21 protein-coding genes and 1 pseudogene are annotated in these 18,615 nt (G+C 63.0%); 12 read left to right on the top strand and 10 right to left on the bottom strand.

What is annotated here, in order from left to right; genetic code table 11:
- Positions 1 to 29: 29 nt before the first annotated feature.
- The 4 genes from AC06DU_RS11305 to AC06DU_RS11320 all read left to right on the top strand — a co-directional run bounded on the left by AC06DU_RS11305 (position 30) and on the right by AC06DU_RS11320 (position 4,668).
- Positions 30 to 1,376, top strand: a complete 1,347-nt coding sequence (locus AC06DU_RS11305) for an Nramp family divalent metal transporter (protein WP_478202449.1) — start codon at positions 30 to 32, stop codon at positions 1,374 to 1,376.
- 329 nt (positions 1,377 to 1,705) lie between these two features.
- Positions 1,706 to 2,530 carry an alpha/beta fold hydrolase gene (locus AC06DU_RS11310; protein ID WP_435012084.1) on the top strand — a complete coding sequence of 275 codons (825 nt, stop codon included), beginning with the start codon at positions 1,706 to 1,708 and terminating at the stop codon, positions 2,528 to 2,530.
- A gap of 345 nt (positions 2,531 to 2,875) precedes the next feature.
- Positions 2,876 to 4,003, top strand: a complete 1,128-nt coding sequence (locus tag AC06DU_RS11315; protein ID WP_478202450.1) for a Cache 3/Cache 2 fusion domain-containing protein — start codon at positions 2,876 to 2,878, stop codon at positions 4,001 to 4,003.
- A 44-nt stretch (positions 4,004 to 4,047) separates the two neighbouring features.
- Positions 4,048 to 4,668: a DUF8082 domain-containing protein gene (locus tag AC06DU_RS11320; RefSeq protein ID WP_478202451.1), complete on the top strand. Its 621-nt coding sequence runs from the start codon at positions 4,048 to 4,050 to the stop codon at positions 4,666 to 4,668.
- A 266-nt stretch (positions 4,669 to 4,934) separates the two neighbouring features.
- Here AC06DU_RS11320 and AC06DU_RS11325 read toward each other — a convergent pair whose 3' ends face one another.
- The 4 genes from AC06DU_RS11325 to AC06DU_RS11340 form a co-directional block, all read right to left on the bottom strand.
- Complete coding sequence (locus tag AC06DU_RS11325) at positions 4,935 to 5,711, bottom strand: hypothetical protein (RefSeq protein WP_478202452.1); 777 nt, start codon at positions 5,709 to 5,711, stop codon at positions 4,935 to 4,937.
- A gap of 312 nt (positions 5,712 to 6,023) precedes the next feature.
- Positions 6,024 to 6,248 carry a hypothetical protein gene (locus AC06DU_RS11330; RefSeq protein WP_023596201.1) on the bottom strand — a complete coding sequence of 75 codons (225 nt, stop codon included), beginning with the start codon at positions 6,246 to 6,248 and terminating at the stop codon, positions 6,024 to 6,026.
- Positions 6,245 to 6,982, bottom strand: coding sequence for a recombinase family protein (locus tag AC06DU_RS11335; RefSeq protein WP_023596202.1), 738 nt, complete (start codon positions 6,980 to 6,982; stop codon positions 6,245 to 6,247). The genes AC06DU_RS11330 and AC06DU_RS11335 overlap by 4 nt, the downstream gene beginning before the upstream one ends.
- Positions 6,983 to 7,417: 435 nt before the next feature.
- Positions 7,418 to 8,260, bottom strand: a complete 843-nt coding sequence (locus AC06DU_RS11340; protein ID WP_003830784.1) for a helix-turn-helix transcriptional regulator — start codon at positions 8,258 to 8,260, stop codon at positions 7,418 to 7,420.
- Positions 8,261 to 8,377: 117 nt separating this feature from the next.
- Here AC06DU_RS11340 and AC06DU_RS11345 point away from each other — a divergent pair, with 117 nt between their 5' ends.
- The 4 genes and pseudogenes from AC06DU_RS11345 (at position 8,378) to AC06DU_RS11360 (ending at position 10,028) form a co-directional block, all read left to right on the top strand.
- Positions 8,378 to 8,911: a carboxymuconolactone decarboxylase family protein gene (locus AC06DU_RS11345; protein ID WP_032437899.1), complete on the top strand. Its 534-nt coding sequence runs from the start codon at positions 8,378 to 8,380 to the stop codon at positions 8,909 to 8,911.
- 158 nt (positions 8,912 to 9,069) lie between these two features.
- Positions 9,070 to 9,354 (top strand): cytochrome P460 family protein, encoded by a 285-nt coding sequence (locus tag AC06DU_RS11350; protein WP_229006821.1) that lies wholly within the window; start codon positions 9,070 to 9,072, stop codon positions 9,352 to 9,354.
- A 73-nt stretch (positions 9,355 to 9,427) separates the two neighbouring features.
- Positions 9,428 to 9,703, top strand: a pseudogene (locus tag AC06DU_RS11355) (uracil-DNA glycosylase family protein); the annotation flags it as partial.
- Between the two features lie 61 nt (positions 9,704 to 9,764).
- Positions 9,765 to 10,028 carry a uracil-DNA glycosylase family protein gene (locus AC06DU_RS11360; RefSeq protein ID WP_003830781.1) on the top strand — a complete coding sequence of 88 codons (264 nt, stop codon included), beginning with the start codon at positions 9,765 to 9,767 and terminating at the stop codon, positions 10,026 to 10,028.
- A 183-nt stretch (positions 10,029 to 10,211) separates the two neighbouring features.
- On the opposite strand, the gene AC06DU_RS11365 is transcribed toward AC06DU_RS11360, so the two are convergent.
- The 4 genes from AC06DU_RS11365 to AC06DU_RS11380 form a co-directional block, all read right to left on the bottom strand.
- A complete protein-coding gene (locus tag AC06DU_RS11365) occupies positions 10,212 to 11,096 on the bottom strand; it encodes a LysR family transcriptional regulator (protein WP_003465017.1) in 885 nt (294 codons plus the stop codon).
- 95 nt (positions 11,097 to 11,191) lie between these two features.
- Positions 11,192 to 11,731 carry a Mu transposase C-terminal domain-containing protein gene (locus AC06DU_RS11370; RefSeq protein WP_008786558.1) on the bottom strand — a complete coding sequence of 180 codons (540 nt, stop codon included), beginning with the start codon at positions 11,729 to 11,731 and terminating at the stop codon, positions 11,192 to 11,194.
- Between the two features lie 66 nt (positions 11,732 to 11,797).
- Positions 11,798 to 12,562 (bottom strand): IS6-like element IS6100 family transposase, encoded by a 765-nt coding sequence (locus AC06DU_RS11375; RefSeq protein ID WP_001389365.1) that lies wholly within the window; start codon positions 12,560 to 12,562, stop codon positions 11,798 to 11,800.
- Positions 12,563 to 12,819: 257 nt separating this feature from the next.
- A complete protein-coding gene (locus tag AC06DU_RS11380) occupies positions 12,820 to 14,163 on the bottom strand; it encodes an IS1380 family transposase (RefSeq protein ID WP_023082273.1) in 1,344 nt (447 codons plus the stop codon).
- Between the two features lie 223 nt (positions 14,164 to 14,386).
- Here AC06DU_RS11380 and AC06DU_RS11385 point away from each other — a divergent pair, with 223 nt between their 5' ends.
- Complete coding sequence (locus AC06DU_RS11385; RefSeq protein WP_071117966.1) at positions 14,387 to 14,827, top strand: carboxymuconolactone decarboxylase family protein; 441 nt, start codon at positions 14,387 to 14,389, stop codon at positions 14,825 to 14,827.
- 188 nt (positions 14,828 to 15,015) lie between these two features.
- On the opposite strand, the gene AC06DU_RS11390 is transcribed toward AC06DU_RS11385, so the two are convergent.
- Positions 15,016 to 15,780, bottom strand: coding sequence for an IS6-like element IS6100 family transposase (locus AC06DU_RS11390; RefSeq protein WP_001389365.1), 765 nt, complete (start codon positions 15,778 to 15,780; stop codon positions 15,016 to 15,018).
- 32 nt (positions 15,781 to 15,812) lie between these two features.
- Complete coding sequence (locus tag AC06DU_RS11395; protein WP_023082272.1) at positions 15,813 to 17,024, bottom strand: DDE-type integrase/transposase/recombinase; 1,212 nt, start codon at positions 17,022 to 17,024, stop codon at positions 15,813 to 15,815.
- Between the two features lie 217 nt (positions 17,025 to 17,241).
- Between AC06DU_RS11395 and AC06DU_RS11400 the strand changes: the two genes are divergently transcribed.
- From AC06DU_RS11400 to AC06DU_RS11410, 3 genes are read left to right on the top strand one after another with little or no spacing between them, the layout of a single operon-like run.
- The gene (locus AC06DU_RS11400) at positions 17,242 to 17,583 is read left to right on the top strand and encodes an ArsR/SmtB family transcription factor (protein ID WP_023596205.1); all 342 of its coding nucleotides are present in this window, start codon (positions 17,242 to 17,244) and stop codon (positions 17,581 to 17,583) included.
- Entirely contained in the window at positions 17,580 to 18,053 is a 474-nt protein-coding gene (locus AC06DU_RS11405) for an ArsI/CadI family heavy metal resistance metalloenzyme (RefSeq protein ID WP_023596206.1), read from the top strand. The genes AC06DU_RS11400 and AC06DU_RS11405 overlap by 4 nt, the downstream gene beginning before the upstream one ends.
- A gap of 12 nt (positions 18,054 to 18,065) precedes the next feature.
- A complete protein-coding gene (locus AC06DU_RS11410; protein ID WP_023596207.1) occupies positions 18,066 to 18,572 on the top strand; it encodes an arsenate reductase ArsC in 507 nt (168 codons plus the stop codon).
- Positions 18,573 to 18,615 lie beyond the last annotated feature (43 nt).

Genomic DNA, 18,615 nt, shown 5'->3' on the forward strand with positions numbered 1-18,615 from the left:
CGGTGTGACTCCCAGCCTGCCTGCTCCGCATGTCCGTCGATCTCCGTCCTCAGCCAGCCTCGCCCCTCCCCCTGCCTGCCGCGGCCAATGGCGGGCTGGGCGATCACCACGCCAGCATCGCCGTACCCAAGGGCGGCCACTGGTGGTTCCGGCTGCTGGCGTTCCTGGGCCCGGGCTACATGGTGTCGGTCGGGTACATGGACCCGGGCAACTGGGCCACCGACCTGGCCGGCGGCTCGCAGTTCGGCTATCTGCTGCTGTCGGTGATCCTGCTGTCCAACCTGATGGCGATCGTGCTGCAGAGCCTGTCGGCGCGGCTGGGCATCGCGACCGGGCTGGACCTGGCGCAGGCCTGCCGGGCGCGTTACCCGCGCGGAGTGAACCTGGCGCTGTGGGGCATCTGCGAACTGGCGATCATCGCCTGCGATCTGGCCGAGGTAATCGGCACCGCCATCGCGTTGAAGCTGTTGTTCGGCATTCCGCTGACCGTGGGCGCCATCATCACTGCGGTGGACGTGGTGCTGGTGCTGTTGCTGATGAACCGCGGTTTCCGTGCGCTGGAAGCGTTCGTGATCGCGCTGCTGTTGATCATCTTCGTCTGCTTCGGCGTCCAGATCGCGCTGGCGGCACCACCGATCGCCGCCGTGCTGGGCGGCTTCATTCCGCGTGCGCAGGTGGTCACCGACCCGCGCGCGCTGTATCTGGCGATCGGCATCATCGGTGCGACGGTGATGCCGCATAACCTGTACCTGCATTCGTCGATCGTGCAGACACGTGCGTATCCGCGCACCGATGCGGGCCGCAAGTCGGCGCTGCGCTGGGCGGTGACCGACAGCACCGTGGCGTTGATGTTCGCGCTGTTCATCAACGCCTCGATCCTGATCCTGGCGGCGGCGGTGTTCCATGCGCAGGGCCGCACCGATGTGCAGGAAATCGAACAGGCTCACGCCCTGCTCGCGCCGATGCTGGGCGTGGGCCTGGCCTCGACGCTATTCGCAGTGGCGCTGCTGGCCTCCGGCGTCAATTCCACCGTCACCGCCACGCTGGCCGGGCAGATCGTGATGGAAGGCTTCCTGCAACTGCGCTTGCCGCCGTGGCTGCGGCGCCTGCTGACGCGTGGCATCGCCATCGTGCCGGTGGTGATCGTGACCTGGTTGTATGGCGAGGCCGGTACCGCGCGGCTATTGGTGCTCAGCCAGGTGGTGCTGTCGATGCAGCTGCCGTTTGCGGTGATCCCGCTGGTGCGCTTCGTGTCGGATCATGAGTTGATGGGCGCGCTGGCGGCACCGCCGTGGCTGGTGCGCATTGCCTGGGTCATTGCGGCGGTGATCGTCGGCTTGAACCTGAAGCTGCTGTGGGATACCGCACTGCAGTGATCCGCCTCGGCGATCTGTCGCAGCCGTCAGCTTGCGGTCGAGGCTGATGCGTTGGCGGCGCCTTGCGCGTCCCGTGTGCAACGACCAGTTCAACGCATGCGCTACCGACCGCATCACGCCAGGCCCGTGATCACGACGTCCGCATTGCATGCCCTCGCCCGCGGCAGCGCCCATATCTCCGTTCGAGACGCGCTCGGTCGACGCAGCTTTCTCATCTCTGCAACGGCCGCTCTGGCAGCGTTAGCGCTGCCGAGCTTGGCCAGTGCTGTCCCGGCGCTACGCGCTCATCCCACCACACCGCCCCACCGACCAATAACGGAGTCAACCCGATGTCCAATTTCGTCACCCGCCCCGACGGCGCCAACATTTTTTACAAGGACTGGGGCAACGGCCAGCCGGTGGTGTTCTCGCACGGCTGGCCGCTCAGCGCTGATGCCTGGGACGCGCAGATGCTGTTCATGGGCCAACACGGCTTCCGCGTGATCGCGCATGACCGTCGCAGTCATGGCCGCTCGTCGCAGACCTGGGACGGCAACGACATGGACACCTACGCCGACGATCTGGCGGCAGTGATCGAGCAGCTGGATCTGCAGGACGCGATCCTGGTCGGCCATTCCACCGGCGGTGGCGAAGTGGCGCATTACATCGGCCGCCATGGCAGCAAGCGCGTGGCCAAGGTGGTGCTGGTTGGCGCAGTGCCGCCGCAGATGGTCAAGAGCCCGACCAATCCCGGTGGACTGCCGATCAGCGTGTTCGACGGCATCCGCGAAGGTGTGGCCAAGGACCGTTCGCAGTTCTATCAGGAGTTGACCACGGCGTTCTTCGGCGCCAACCGCGACGGCCACAAGGTCACCCAGGGCATGCGCGATGCGTTCTGGCTGCAGGGCATGCTGGGCGGCCACAAGGGCCAGTACGACTGCATCAAGCAGTTCTCCGAAGTGGACTACACCCCGGATCTGGAGAAGATCGATGTGCCGGCATTGGTGGTGCATGGCGACGACGACCAGATCGTGCCAATCGATGCATCGGGCAAGCTGTCGGCCAAGATCATCCAGAACGCCGAACTGAAGATCTACCCAGGCGCCCCGCATGGCCTGCCCGTCACCCACGCCGATCAGTTCAACCAGGACCTGTTGGCCTTCGCCAAAGCCTGATCCGGTTCGATCCGGGATACCAAGCCGGCTCGCGAGAGTCGGCTTTTCTATGCGCTTCTCCTTCGCGCCGCCGGCTTCCAGGCGCGCAAAGGCCATCGCGCCGTTCGTCGGCCACGCCCGTCCCGCCGCAAGCCTGTGACGTTCTCGACCGTTCTTGAACGCCACGCCACTTGGCGTAACCGCCGCGCTTCCAAAACGATCGGCTTGAGCTATCGTATGCACCGCCAGCGGCGTGGGGGCCGCTTCAGCATCATGCGCAACAGCCGATAACGGCTAGGTCCGACCGCTGCCGGGGGGCTGCGACGGCGTTCGATCCAATCACTAAACGCGTTCAGGGGAATTGCGATGCTTCGTCACTCTTTGCGGGTGCGCCTGCTGTTGCCGGTGCTGGCCTTGGTGCTGGTCGTGGTGGTGGCACTGACGGTCATCCTGGCCATTACCGAAGCGAACCGGGTCAAGTTCGAGACCGGCGACGCGATCGAGCGCCAGTCGGTGTCCTTGCAGACCCTGTTCTCGGTCACCCGCGCGATGATGCTCGATCGCGTCAATTCCTCCATGCGCCAGCTGCGCAAGGAAGCCAACGCACACGGCGCCGCCAGCGTCGGCAACGAAGTGCGCGTGGGCGAGCGCAGCGCCAACGACCTGCTGCTGGGCCAGAAGGCGCAGGCCAACGTCTTCGACATGCTCGACGAGGTCACCGCCATCCACGAAGGCACCGCCACGCTGTTCTCGCGCACCGGCGATGATTTCGTGCGCATCTCCACCAACGTCAAGAAGGACGACGGCAGCCGCGCCATCGGCACCGTGCTCGATCCCAACGGCCAGGCCGCCGCCAAGCTGCGCAACGGCGAAAGCTTCTACGGCGTGGTCGACATCCTCGGCAATCCGTACGTCACCGGCTACGAGCCGATCTTCGCCAGCAACGACAAGCGCGTGATCGGTGCCTGGTACGTCGGCTACAAGGCCGACACCCAGGCGCTGGAAAACGTGGTCAGCAGCCGTCGCGTGCTCGACTCCGGCTTCATCGCCGTGTTCGACAGCAAGAACAAGCTGCGCTTCCAGTCCACCACCGGTGCCACCACCGACACCGCCACCATCGAGCGGATCGTCAAGGAAACGCCCAACGACTGGGTCGTCACCAAGCAGGAAGTGCCCGATTGGGGCTTCACCCTGGTTTCGGCTTATCCCAAGAGCGACGTCAATGGCGTGATCGTGCGCCAGTCGCTGTGGATCGCCGGCATCGGCCTGCTGGTGTGTGCGCTGTTGCTCGGGCTGCAGTGGGCGTTGATCTGGAGCCGCGTGTTGCGCCCGATCCAGCACCTGACCACCGTGGCCGAAGAGCTGAGCCTGGGCAAGTGGAACCACACCATCGACGAGGTCAACCTCAAGGATGAAATTGGTACCCTGGCGCGCGCCATCTCCCGCCTGTCCAACAGCGTCCGGCTGGCCATGGAGCGGCTCAGCAAACGCTGAGCTGCGCGCACCCATTCCGTACCAGATGATGCAAGGAAGACGCCATGTCCACTGAATTCCGTCCGCTGATCGAGGTCCTGCGCGAGCTCAAGGCGCTGGCACTGAAGAAGGCGTCCGGCTTTCTGTTCATCGTCACCGAGGAGAATCACTCCTGCATCATCCGCCTCAATGCCGGGCAGATCGAGGAAGTGGTGTTCCGCATGCTGCGCAACGACGAGGCGGTGCAACGCCTCACCATGGTCAATGCGGCCAAGGCCCGTTTCCAGGCCGACCCCGGCGCCGGCATGGGCAAGCCCTCGCTGCTGAGCGACGACTCGCGCCAGTGGTTGATGGGCGGCTTCGAACAGGATCTGGGTGGTGCGCCGGCACCACCGCGTGCGGCGGTTGGAGCGGCCCAGGCACAGGCCGCAGCAACGCCGCTCGCCGCACCGAACGCAGCACCTGCAGGCGCTGGCTCCGCACCTGACGAGCGCATCCGTGATGCACTGGAAAAAGTCGCGCTGAATTATCTCGGCCCGATCGCCGGCATGCTCTGCGACGAAGCCTGGGACGCATCGAGCGACATCGAGCAGGTGCTCAATCAGCTGGGCGCCAACCTCTCCACGCCGCAGGAAACGCAGAAGTTCATGGCAGATGCGCGCGTAGCGCTGGCCAAGCTGCGCTGACGCCAGCGTTCAACGCAGCGCCTGCAATAAGCCGCGCAATGCGCAACTTGTTTATTAGATCCATTTGGGCGTGTGCGACGCCTCCGGGCCTGTCTTAGTCTAGCTCAAACACACATCACTCAGAATGTGATTAGCTAGATAAATGCTACCGCTTACACACCCGATTCACCGAAATGTAAAGAAGCAGTCTATTCAATCGAATGATTTCGCTTTACGTTCGAGAGGCCTCATTGCACTCACATCCAAAGCATTAGGCACTTAAAAAATCACCCACCTTCAGGGGACTTTGGATTATCAGAATATCTATGACGCCGAAGACGATCCGCCACTGAATTTATTGCGTCTAGCATCGGCAAAGGATCACTAATATTTGCAAGCGAGATGGTCGTACTCATTGCGAACTGCACTGGAACTTCACCAGACTTAACTCCTTCGTACGCCTTTTTCCTTGTAAAATTTCGAGCCTCCTGCATCGAATCATGAAAATCTACTCTTAGCTCCTTGACTCCATTCAACAATAGCTCATATACCGACGAGCCAAACTCAAAAGCTTCGTTAGGCGAGGGAAAATGACCGTTGTGAATTACACTATTACGGAAGAACGCCTGATCGTTAGAAAGTATCTTGGGCGGGAAGCCTCGCACCGCTGAGTACAACCCAATAAACATTCCCAGCTGCCGCTCAGATTGCTTAGCGACAGATTTCCATATGACATCAACTGCATCCCGACTTACCGACCTCTCGATAAGAAGAGTGCGAATCGCAAATTCGTAGTAGCGCTCTAGCGCTGCCGCAAAGGAGCTTACCGACTCTCTAAAATAAGTGTCTGAAAATGCCTCTAAAGCACTTTCAAATAAAAGTTCGAATTGCTGAAAATCCGCAACCATCACAATGTTATGGCCACGGCGACAAGCAGCACGGTAAAGACCAACCGTTTGCACAGGCACCACTACTGTTTCAATTGGAATCCCGCCATCCGGGATTAATTTAGCTCTAGAAAGCATCTCATCAGCGCATTGGGCGCACACCACCGGCATTAGCATGCAGTCACACCTTAATTGTGATGTTAGGCGGGCCACTTATTCTTAACTTCCTACAGCAGTACGATGCCTCCTAATAATGACCCTTACACGATTACAACCAATTCCATGATGCGACGATAACCGAGCCACACTAAAACAGTCTTTAGTCAATACAAATCTATAAATTACCAACTAAAGACCGGTGAATTTTTTCACTAATTCACTACTGCAGACTCACTCCCACTCGATTGTAAACAAGAACATAAAATCCTTTAGCGACAATAGCTTGCAAGCACGGATGGGCTCAGTGCCACGAAAAATACCATGTGCAGATCATGAGGTTGAACACGGCTTGCACCGTCGGCGTTCACGCTCTTGGTCGGCGATCTCGCCCGGCTCCAATGCTAGCTCGGCATCGGTCATGCGCTCCAGCACGTCGCGTAGGCGGATGGTGCAAGGAATGGGCGGCGGCTCGAACTCGTAGCCGCCGGCGATCATTTCGGCCGCAATTTCCTCGGTGATGAAAAACGGCTCGTCGTCTTGGTGCGGCTTCGTCATGCCCTTTCCTCCTGGCGTTCATCCTGGCCGACAGCGGCCAGCGCATCGGCTTCCGTCAATGCGTCCTCCACGAACGCGCCGTGCTGCTTCGCTTCGGCCTGGCTGACCTCGGCCCATATCCGTTTCACCTGGGCCGCACTGCACCCGGCCAGCTCGGCGGTTTTGTTGATGCTGTGGCCGGACTTGCGCAGCGCGACAACCTGGGCGCGGCGCTTCGGATCAGCACGGCGGCCCTTGTAGCGCCCGGCCTGGCGGGCCAACTCAATGCCTTGGCGCTGGCGTTCGCGCCTGTCCTCGTAGTCGTCGCGGGCCATCTGCAAGGCCAGGCGCAAAAGCATGGTCTGCACGGCTTCCAGCACGATCTTGGCGACGCCCTGGGCCTCGGCCGCCAGGTCGGATAGATCGACCACGCCAGGGACGGCCAGGCGTGCGCCTTTGGCCTGTATCGAGGCCACCAGGCGCTCGGCCTCGGGCAAGGGTAGGCGGCTGATGCGGTCGATCTTCTCGGCAATGACCACCTCACCGGGCTGTAGGTCGCCGATCATGCGCAGCAGCTCGGGCCGGTCGGCGCGTGCGCCGGATGCCTTCTCACGGTAGATGCCGGCGACGTAGTAGCCGGCGGCCTTCGCGGCCGTGATGATCGCCTCTTGGCGTTCCAAGTCCTGCGCGTCGGTGCTGACGCGCAGATAGACCCGCGCCATCATCGGCGCGGCTACTGGCTTCGTCCTGCTCATACTGGCCGGCTCCTTTGGGCATACCTAAATGTGCCTATGTTATCCCGATAGGCTCATTTATGAAACGACGATCTAAACGCGCTGTCGTTTTCAGAAGACGGCTGCACTGAACGTCAGAAGCCGACTGCACTATAGCAGCGGAGGGGTTGGATCCATCAGGCAACGACGGGCTGCTGCCGGCCAATAGCCGACAATGACGACACTGGAAATCCCCGCCTGTGAGCGTCGGCTCAGGGCGGGACAGCGTCATCCAGCTACCTGCGCCACTGACTCAGCCTTGTCCAGCCGGCCGCGCCGCACGAACAGACTGACCAGCCGTTGACGGATCGCCACCTGGAGTTCCGCCAGTTGTTCCGGCGTGATGCGAATTTCACCCGCTCGACGAGCGCAACACCGGCGCCGCCTACGCCAAGAACCGGCGAATCGAACTCAAACTCACGAACCGCTGAGCGCCGCGTCACCGCGCTGCTGCGCCAGCCAGTCGCGCGGGGCGCAGCCCATGCGCACGCGGAAGGCGCGCGCCAGAGCGTTCGGGCTGCCGTAGCCGACGCGGTCGGCCACCACCGCCACCGGCCGCCCCTGCTTGAGCAGGGTGCAACTGACGTTCATCCGCCAGTCGGCCAGATAGTCGCCCGGCGTGACGCCCACCGCGTCCTTGAACGCGGCGGCGAAGCGCGCGCGTGACATGCCCGCCTTCGCCGCCAGCGCCTCGAGCGACCACGCGGTCTGCGGCGCATCGTGCATGGCGGTTATGGCGCGCGCGAGTTTCGGGTCGGCCAGGCCCGCCAGCAGTCCGGTGGCGCCAAGCCGCCCATCCATCAGATAACGCAGCAACTGGATCAGTAGCAACTCGCACAAGCGGTCGATGGCGGCCTGCCGACCGCACTGGTCGCGCTCGGCTTCGGCAAACAGCAACTCTAGCGTCGGCCCGAGGCCGGGCAAGTCCGCCAACGGAATCAGCAGCATCGACGGCAAGGCCATGGCCAACGGATTGCCCGTCGAAGCGCCCAGGTCGACCTCCGCACACAACTGCTCAGCGGTATCGCCGGGGGCGGCGACAAAACGATGCGACGCCACGCGCGGATAAAACAGCAGGCTCGGCTCGGTAACCAGCAGATCTTCATGCACGGGCGAACGCGCCGTAATCGGGCCGCGCCGCACCAGATGGATATAGCCATGCGGCGCCGCGTAATGATGCTGCCCACAGAAGGCGCCGCTGTGAAAAACGCGCGCCGAAAGCGAGTAGTGCCGGAGCAAGCCGGCCAGTCGATCCGCCATTCCACTCTCCATATAAGACGATAGGTTACGTATTTGATACTTTACGTGCCATATCGTACCAAACAAAGGGCGATCATGCCCACGTGCTCTTGCACCTCACCCACTACGGAGATAGACATGACCCAAATCGCCCCCCTGACCATCGACACCGCTGACGCCGCTACCGCTGCCACACTCAAGGCCGTCAAAGCCAAGCTTGGCATGGTGCCGAACCTGTTCGCCACGCTGGCCCACGCGCCGGCGGCGCTCAATGGCTACCTCGGCTTGTCCGAAACGCTGGGCACCGGCCGCCTGAATGCCTCCCAGCGCGAGATCGTTGCGCTCGCTGCCGGTCAAGCCAATCGCTGCCAGTATTGCCTGAGCGCACACACCCTGATCGGCAAAGGTGCCGGACTGTCGGCAGAGGCCATCGCCGCGGCCCGCACCGGCCAGGCGGCCAACGCACTTGACGATGCAATCGCCGGCTTTGCCCGCGCGCTGGTCGAGCAACGCGGCGTGGTGTCGGCCGACGCCATGGCCAACTACCGCCGCGCGGGGCTCGACGACGGCCTGATACTGGAAGTGATCGCCAACGTCGCGCTGAACACGCTCACCAACTACACCAACCACATCGCCGACCCCACGGTGGATTTCCCCGTGGTCGCCGTCTGATCTCCATAGGCATATAAGGAGAACACGATGAAAATCGCACTCACCGGCGCTCTGCTCGCCAGCGCCCTCGTCCTGCCACTGGCCGTCACGGCCGGCGACTAAAGGCCTCGGCCGAGCACTACCGCAAGACCGGCAAGTTCTTGGACGGCGCCACGCTGGTGAAAGAGATCCGCAAGCTCGAAACCAGCGCCATGACCACTGGCAACCCTGTGGTCTGGGGTTCCGATGCGGCCGTGTGGTTCGTGATGGTCAAGGACGCCAAAGGCCGTTTCGCCAGCAACCCCTTGTGGGGCGACGGCTGGGGCTGGGCGCTGTTCAAGGCCGACGCCCCCGCCAAGAATGTCGCCGTCAGCTACGAAGCCGACTGCATGGGCTGCCATGTGCCGGCGGCCAAGACCGACCGCGTATTCATCCAGGGCTATCCGACACTGACCCAGCACTGACTTGCTGCCGGGTTACGCTTCGCGCAGGATGGCACCTCCGTCCTGCGCGAGCCACCCTTTCCGGAAGCGCGCCATGCCGACACTCGACGCCTTTCTGACCGACGTCCGCGCCTGCACGCGCTGCGCACCGCATCTGCCACACGGCGTGCAGCCGGTCTTCCAGTTTCACCCGAGTGCGCCCATCCTCATCGCCGGCCAAGCACCGGGGGCCCGGGTCCATGCCTCAGGCGTGCCCTTCGACGACGCCAGCGGCGCGCGTCTGCGCGCCTGGCTGGGCGTGGACCGCGACACCTTCTACGACCCTACCCGCATCGCCATTCTGCCCATGGGCTTCTGTTATCCGGGCACCGGCAAAAGCGGTGACCTGCCGCTACGCCCGGAGTGCGCCCCCCGCCTGGCGCGAAGCCTTCATGCAGCGTTTCGAGCGCCTGTCGCTGGTCATCGTGCTGGGCAGCTACGCCATGGACTACCACCTCGGTACTGGCAAGACGCCGCTCACCCGGGTGGTCGAAGCCTGGCGCGAGCACTGGCCGCAAGCGTTCCCCCTGCCTCACCCTAGCCCGCGCAACAATCGCTGGCTGGTGCGCAACCCCTGGTTCCAACAAGACGTGCTGCCCGCGCTGCAAGCACGCGTCCAGGCAGTCCTCACCGCCAACCCCAAGGAAACCCCATGACCGACGACACCGCCGCCATTACCGAGCTGCTGCACAAGTACTACGACACCCTGGCCTGGGCGAACGGAGACAGGCACCGGCTTTGGAGCGATGAACGACGGCTTCAGGTGCGGTAGCTGACGCCTGGGACCTCAATCACCGTATGACCGGGTCGAAAGCGGTCCTTTCTCTGACAACATCGCCCTAGCCCGCACTCAACCCCCACAACACATCCAGCACATGTTGCGTAGGCCGCTCGACGTCCCCACCACGGTGGGCAATACCAAGTTGACGCCACAATAAGGGCTGTAATGGCCGCATGACGATCCTGGTATCGGGCAATGGCGTGGAGGCTTCATGCGGCAACAACGTCGCACCATAACCGGCCGCCACTAGGCTTTTGATCGCATCGTTGTAGTTCAGTTGAATACGCGGCGTGGGCTGCCGTCCATCACTGGCGAACCACTCCGAGGTCAAGCGCGAAAGCCGAGTAGTTTTGTCATTCAGAATTAATGGCTGGGCGGCCAGCCAACCGGGGGTCACAACATCCGGGCATTCCCAGCGAGCCGGCAAGAAGGCCATGACCGGGTCCCGCCGCCATGGCTCGATCCGCAATTCCTTCACCGGGGTCTGTGGCAGCGCGACCAGACCGATCTCCAAAGAGCCCTCGGCAAGCTTCTTCAAAGTTTCCTGCGACGTGAGCACCGCGACCTGCACATCGATAGCGGGATGGCGTTGGCCCAACGTCTCCAAAGCTTGCGGCATCAACTGTGCGATGGCCCCTGTGGAGGCACCCAGCCGCACACGCCCGGCCAAGCCCTGCACCTGACGCTCCACGTCCTCAAGCGCCTGCTCCGCATCCGCCAACAGGCGCCGCGCGCGCTCCACCAGCGTTTCTCCAATCGCCGAAGGCTGAATGCGCCCACGTGTGCGCGACAACAGCTTTCCGCCAACCCGCGACTCCAGGTCGGCAATATGCAAACTGACCGTGGGTGGCGCGAGGTGCAGCACACGGGCCGCCTCGGCAAACGAACCCAGGTCGGCAATGGCCACCAACGTGCGCAGACGGTCCAGGCTGATTTCGCGCATGAGTCACTCCTTGTTCAGAAAAGCTGAATTTCATCGTTTAGAAATTCAACTTTTCCTATCTTAGCCCCTCACTGAAGATTGGAACTCCTGATTTCCTATGTCCGAGAGCATTCCATGGCAAGTCCTCTTATATTCATCGACGGCGACCACTCCTCGATCTGATCGAACGGTTTGGCCGGCGGCAGGTTGTCTGCCTGCGGGTCAGCCATGTCCACATCCGGCGGTATGGGCTTGGCCGGTGGCTCCGACGTCTTGAGGTGCTGGCGGCGATCAGCGTCGCGCCGCGCCTTGCGCGTGGCCTTCTGGGCGGTGGTCACGATCTCGCGCATCTGCCCGATCATGCGGAACAGCGCCGACTCGTCCACCTGCTCGCGCCCGAGCTGACGCAATTTGGCCAGCGCCTGGCGTTGTTCCCAGAGGGTGACGGCCGGATGGGACAAGGTGCGGTAGTGGATCTCCAGATAGTGCTGACCTTCCGGTTCCAGTACCCAGATGCGGCTGATGTCGCGCGGATCGCGCCGGATCAGGAAGGCGGGCAAGCGCTCGCGCCGGGCAATCCACGGCTTGAGGGCGTCGGCGTAGTAGTGGATGTGGTCGATGACAAAGCCGGTGCGGGTCAGGGTGCGGCGGATCACCGGCAGGAAATCGGCTCTGTTGCAAAGATTGGCGGCAGTCAGAGGTAGGCTGTCGCTCTGCGCCGATCAGGCGGCTGCTGCGAAATGGTGGTTGAGCATGCCCATGGCCTCCGTCAGCGCCGAGGGCCCAATGCCAAAAGCTCTCTCCACAAGGCGCACCTCGCCCCTGATGCCGGGCTGCAGGCACCAGGGGCGAGCCTGTCCTTTGCGCAGGGCTCGCATGACTTCGAATCCCTTGATCGTGGCATAGGCCGTGGGGATCGATTTGAAACCGCGCACCGGCTTGATCAGTATCTTGAGCTTTCCGTGATCGGCCTCGATCACGTTATTGAGATACTTCACCTGCCGGTGGGCCGTCTCCCGGTCCAGCTTTCCTTCGCGCTTCAATTCGGTGATCGCTGCACCATAGCTCGGCGCTTTGTCGGTATTGAGCGTGGCAGGCTTTTCCCAGTGCTTCAGGCCTCGCAGGGCCTTGCCCAGGAACCGCTTCGCTGCCTTGGCGCTGCGGGTCGGCGACAGGTAGAAATCGATCGTGTCGCCCCGCTTGTCGACTGCCCGGTACAGGTAGGTCCACTTGCCCCGCACCTTGACGTAGGTTTCATCCAGGCGCCAGCTCGGATCAAAGCCACGCCGCCAGAACCAGCGCAGCCGCTTCTCCATCTCCGGGGCGTAGCACTGGACCCAGCGATAGATCGTCGTATGGTCGACCGAAATGCCGCGTTCCGCCAGCATTTCCTCAAGGTCGCGATAGCTGATCGGATAGCGACAATACCAGCGCACCGCCCACAGGATCACATCACCCTGGAAATGGCGCCACTTGAAATCCGTCATCGTTCCGTCCGTCCAATCTCCGCCAAGCATGCTCAAGCTTCACGATTTTTGCAACAGAGCCTGTCGCTGCGAGTTGAGGGACCGGCGCTGCGGGGGGGAATCGCTAACCCGTCTTATTCATCGGACAATGGCGGACGGTGGGTTCTGGGCTGACGGCGAGCGGGATCGCGCGTCTGCCTGACGCGTGTGGATCGGGGTCGTTTTGTTGGCGCTGGAGGGACGGGCGTGGGTTCGTCGGGGCGTCTCTGCCCCATGGGTCAGGCCGGTGCCGGGGCGAGCGCGATCGCCAAGTGGCGCAGCAGGTCGGCCTCGGGGCTGGCTGCGGCAAAGGCGAGACGGACGCGGGCCGCGGTCTCGCGGACGCGGGCCCCGAGTTTGAGCAGGCGCAACCGGATCGTGGCGAACTCGGCCTTGGCCAAGCGATGGGTGATCGGGATGGCCTCGCGCACGGTCAGCATCAGCCAATAGGCAGCGGTGTGCAGCACGAGGCGCATCTGGTTGGCGGCGGGGTTCCGGCACGAGGTACGGTCGGAGGCGAGCTGGCCCTTGTGGAGCTTGATCAGGTTCTCGGCCTGGCCGCGGGCGCAGTAGAGCTCGGCATAGAGCCATTCGGGCGTGCCGGTTTCGATGTTGGTGACCACGTAGCGGATGTCGAGGCCGAGCCGCGTGGCTTCGATGCGAGCCGCGACGCGACGTTCCTGCCGCCAGGACTTGGCTGCGTGCGTGGTCTCGGCAAAGCCGCGCACCGCATCCTTGTCGCCGATGGCCCGCACCACCCGGATGGTATCGGCGATATCCTCGACCTTGGCGGCCAGCGCCTTGGTGCCGGTCAGGCCGAAGACGTAGGCGACGCCGTTGTCTTCGCACCAGTCCATGACCTCGGGCCGGCCGTAATGGCCGTCGCCCCGGATCGTGATCGCGGTCGTCGGCCAATGGCGGCGGATGGCCCTGAGGAGGCGGCGCAGATGGCCCCGCACCTCGCGGCCGGACGGCGTCTTGCCCGGCCGCAGGATCATCGCCACCGGGCGCGCGGTGGCGGTGTCGTAGACGTGGATGGGCAGAAAGCAGCGCGCATCGTGGTGGGCGTTGAACAACGACAACTGCTGCTGGCCGTGGACCACGTCGCAGGTGTCGTCGATGTCCAGGGTGACGGCGGCTGGAGGCACGGCGTAGCTGGCGCAGTACAGGTCGACCAGCACGCGCCCGAGCCGGATCAGGTCGCGCAGGTCCGGCGTGTTCTCCAGCCGCGAGACGGTGGGCTGGCTCATCAGGTCCGCGCCGCTCTCGGGCAGGCGCCCGCAGGCGAGCTTGAAGGCGGGGTCGGCGCGCAGGTGGTCGAGGTCGTCCGCGTCCTCATACCCGCAGGCGATGGCCAGGATGCGCGCCAGGAGGATCTCGGGCAGCGGGTGCACGATCCGGCTCGGATCGCGCCGGTCCGGGATCACCGCGGCGAGCTTGTCGGCAATCCGCATCCGCCGGGCCGCCTGAGCCAGCAGCAGGACGCCGCCGTCCGAGGTCAGGCGCCCGCCGTCGAAGGCGGCTGTGAGCTTCTTGGCTCTCACGGATGGAAACGCGAACGGAAGTGCGTCAAGATCGGACATGGCGGGCGTGGCGGGCTCGATGGGGTGAAGAAGGTTGGTGTGAGCACCCAATCCCTAAGCCAGATCAATGCTTTACGCTACGCTCGCCAGCTTCGATCCACCGCCCTCATGAATAAGACGGGCTAATTTCGTTCACGATGATCATCACCTTCCTTGACTGCACTGCACTGTGCAATGTATGTTTTGGAGACTGCACGGTGCAGTGCAAACGAGGAGATAGGGTATGTCAGTCGTAAATTCCAGCGTCGCTTTGCCTGCTGAGGTCTCAAAGGACCGTTTCGCCAGGGGATCTGCTACATTCGCCGCAGTCACCGGCATTCCCACGGAGGCATACCTTGATGGATTCAAGGATAGCTCGCCTGATTTTGGTCGCTATGTGATTGAGTGGGTCTTCGGCGATGTATACAGCCGCACCGATTTGGATTTGAAAACCCGGGAACTCGTTATCATCGCAGCCGGCGCGGCGTTGGGCGCAACGGGAATTGATGTCATCAAATTTCATGTCCCCACTGCGGTACGCGCGGGTGCAACCCGAGACCAGATTTTCGGCGTTCTTACCCAGGTAGCGATTGTTGCAGGTGTTCCCACAGCACTCGCCGCAATTTCGGCGGCGGCACAAGTCTTGGGGCCACACTCTCAGGTCGCTGATGGTGCCAAGGCATGAATATCAGGTCCGAGGATCAGCTCAGCGGATTAGCGATAAGCCTAATGGCTGTCGCGTCCGCATTGACTGTGGCAAACGTGTACTTCAACCAGTCCATGTTGCCCGCCATAGCGGCAGAATTTGGAACCAGTCCTGGCTCTGTTGCAAAGATTGGCGGCAGTCAGAGGTAGGCTGTCGCTCTGCGCCGATCAGGCGGCTGCTGCGAAATGGTGGTTGAGCATGCCCATGGCCTCCGTCAGCGCCGAGGGCCCAATGCCAAAAGCTCTCTCCACAAGGCGCACCTCGCCCCTGATGCCGGGCTGCAGGCACCAGGGGCGAGCCTGTCCTTTGCGCAGGGCTCGCATGACTTCGAATCCCTTGATCGTGGCATAGGCCGTGGGGATCGATTTGAAACCGCGCACCGGCTTGATCAGTATCTTGAGCTTTCCGTGATCGGCCTCGATCACGTTATTGAGATACTTCACCTGCCGGTGGGCCGTCTCCCGGTCCAGCTTTCCTTCGCGCTTCAATTCGGTGATCGCTGCACCATAGCTCGGCGCTTTGTCGGTATTGAGCGTGGCAGGCTTTTCCCAGTGCTTCAGGCCTCGCAGGGCCTTGCCCAGGAACCGCTTCGCTGCCTTGGCGCTGCGGGTCGGCGACAGGTAGAAATCGATCGTGTCGCCCCGCTTGTCGACTGCCCGGTACAGGTAGGTCCACTTGCCCCGCACCTTGACGTAGGTTTCATCCAGGCGCCAGCTCGGATCAAAGCCACGCCGCCAGAACCAGCGCAGCCGCTTCTCCATCTCCGGGGCGTAGCACTGGACCCAGCGATAGATCGTCGTATGGTCGACCGAAATGCCGCGTTCCGCCAGCATTTCCTCAAGGTCGCGATAGCTGATCGGATAGCGACAATACCAGCGCACCGCCCACAGGATCACATCACCCTGGAAATGGCGCCACTTGAAATCCGTCATCGTTCCGTCCGTCCAATCTCCGCCAAGCATGCTCAAGCTTCACGATTTTTGCAACAGAGCCGGAAATCGACCAAAAACGCGGTGGGGCGGGTAACGACGGCCGGGACGCCAACGCGCTCCACGGCCTCGGCCCAGCGCGCGGCCGGCGGCTGGAGCAGGCCGTTGTGCACGGAGCCGTGATAGGTGCCTACCGCCAACGCGAGCCAGCGCTCCAGCTCGCGCAGCGTCAGGGTGGCCATCTTCTCGGAATCGTACTCGCCGCGCTGGCCGGGATTGGAGAAGGTCGTCCCCGGTAATTCGTCGTGGATCATCTGCATCGCCGTGCCGATGATCCGTTCCACGATGCCGCCGTAGTGCGGCTGGCCTGGTGGGCGATAGTCCAGCCGGATGCCATGCTGTTCGCAGCCACGGCGCAGCGCTTCGCTTTTGAACTCGGCCGCGTTGTCCAGATAGAGCAGCCTGGGCTTGCCGCTCATCGGCCAGTCCATTTCCACATTCAGCCCTTCCAGCCAGGGCCGCTTGTCGCAGGCGGCATGCGCGAGGCATAGGCCGACCGAGACGGCGGACGGCGCTTCCAGCGTGACCACCATGCCGAGTACGCAGCGCGTGAACACGTCGATGGCGAGGGTCAAATATGGGCGGCCAATCGGTTGCCGGTCGCGCTCGTCGACCACGATCAGGTCGATGACGGTGTGGTCGATCTGCACCTGTTCCAGCGGCATGGTGACTTCTGGCGGAATGCCACCCGCGCCTTGCAAGGGACGGGCAGCGTCCTGCCCGCCCCGGCTGCGGGCTATTTTCGCCGGGTGTAGTCCGGCAATCCGCTGGGCCACGGTGTTGCGCGCCGGCACCGGCAGCTTCTGGGTTTTGCACGCCTGCGCGACTTCGCGGTGGAACGCCGCCAGGCTGCGTTTCTGCTTGGTCAGGAAGCGCTTTTGCAGCAGCTCGCGGATGATGCGCTCGACCGGTTCCGGCAAGCGCCCCTTGCCTTTGCCGCCGCCGGATCGGCCGGGCGTCAGGTCTGTTACCAGGCCAGTACCCTGCCGGGCGCGACGGATCAGGACATATACCTGTCGCCGGGACAGGCCCAGCGCTTGGGCTGCCTCATCGGCGGCTTCATGCCCGACCACCTCAAGCGCTGCCAGTGGCCCGATGATTTCCGTCCGGTGCCGGGCTTGCGCCCATGCCTCGTCGGGCAGGGTGGCCACGCCTTGCGCGGCAATCGGTGGAGTGTCTGATGTCATGCCCAAACCTCGCTTTGGTGCACACGAGTATTGAGCATAGTCGAGATTGGTGCAGACGACTCCTGATATTGGGCTGTCAGGAGCCGTATGCACACCAGGCGTTACATCCAGTCAGATGGTGCGGTCGTCTTCTGAAAACGACATAAACGCGCCTAGCTCAATTCGACGACTCAAGTGCGCCGTTGACCTCTCTCAATATTTCGATTATTATTGAAATATGGAAACGTTAAACGCTGTAGCCGCCCTGGCGGCCCTCGCCCAAGAATCGCGCCTCGCGGTGTTCCGGCTGCTCATCCAGGCCGGCCCCGCCGGCATGGCCGCCGGGAAGATCAGCGAAGCGGCCGGCATCCCGCCGTCCTCGCTGTCCTTCCACCTGAAAGAGCTGGCCCACGCCGGCATGGTCACGTCGCGGCAGGAAGGCCGCTTTGTGATCTACGAGGCGAATTTCTCGACGGCCGCCGATCTGGTGGCCTTCCTCACCGAGAACTGCTGCGGGGGCAACCCTTGCATGCCTATCTGCAACCCGGCCTGTGCCACTACCGAAGAGAGGTCATCATGAAACGCCTGCACGTGCATGTGTCAGTCGAAAACCTGGCGGACAGCATCCGCTTCTACTCGGCCCTGTTCGCAGCCGAGCCGAGCATCACCAAGAACGATTACGCCAAATGGATGCTGGACGATCCGCGCGTGAACTTCGCCATCTCGGAGCGCGGCCAAGCCAAGGGCCTCGACCACCTGGGCATCCAGGCCGAGAACGCCGACGAGCTGGCCGAGCTGGGCCAGCGCCTGAAAGCGGCCGACCTGCCGCACCTGGCGCAGCCAGATAGCAACTGCTGCTACGCCAAGTCGGACAAGCATTGGAGCCTCGATCCCAGCGGCATCGCCTGGGAGGCGTTCCACACCCTCGACAGCATCCCGACCTACGGCGAGCACGGCCGTACCGCGACCGAAGCGGCGGCCTCGGGCTGCTGTAGCCCTGTTCAACAACTCACTTCCACCGTGGCCCCGAAAGCCTCGACGTGCTGCTGATTGGAGCCACACATGACCGAAAGAACCTACAACGTCCTCATCCTCTGCACCGGCAATTCGGCCCGCAGCATCATGGCCGAAGCCCTCATCAACACGATGGGGCAAGGCCGCTTCCGCGCCTACAGCGCCGGCAGTCACCCGACCGGCAAGGTCAATCCCTTCGCCATCGAAAAGGTGGAGTCGGTGAAGTACCCGACCGAGAACCTGCGCAGCAAGAGCTGGGACGAGTACGCCACGCCCGACGCGCCGAAGATGGACTTCATCATCACCGTCTGCGACAACGCCGCCGGCGAAGTCTGCCCGGTGTGGCCAGGTCAGCCGATCTCGGCGCATTGGGGATTTGAAGACCCGGCCGCCGTCGAAGGCACTGACGACGAGAAGCGCCGGGCCTTCGATCAAACCTTCCGGCACATGATGAACCGCGTCCGCCTGTTCGTGAATCTGCCGCTGACGATGCTCGACCACACGGCCATCAAGCGCGAGCTGTCGAACATCGGCAAGACCGAGCAAGAAGCATGAGCGCCGGCGCGCAGGCCGTCGCCGTGAAGCCGCGCCAAGCACC

Source organism: Xanthomonas sp. NCPPB 3200 (assembly GCF_056393585.1).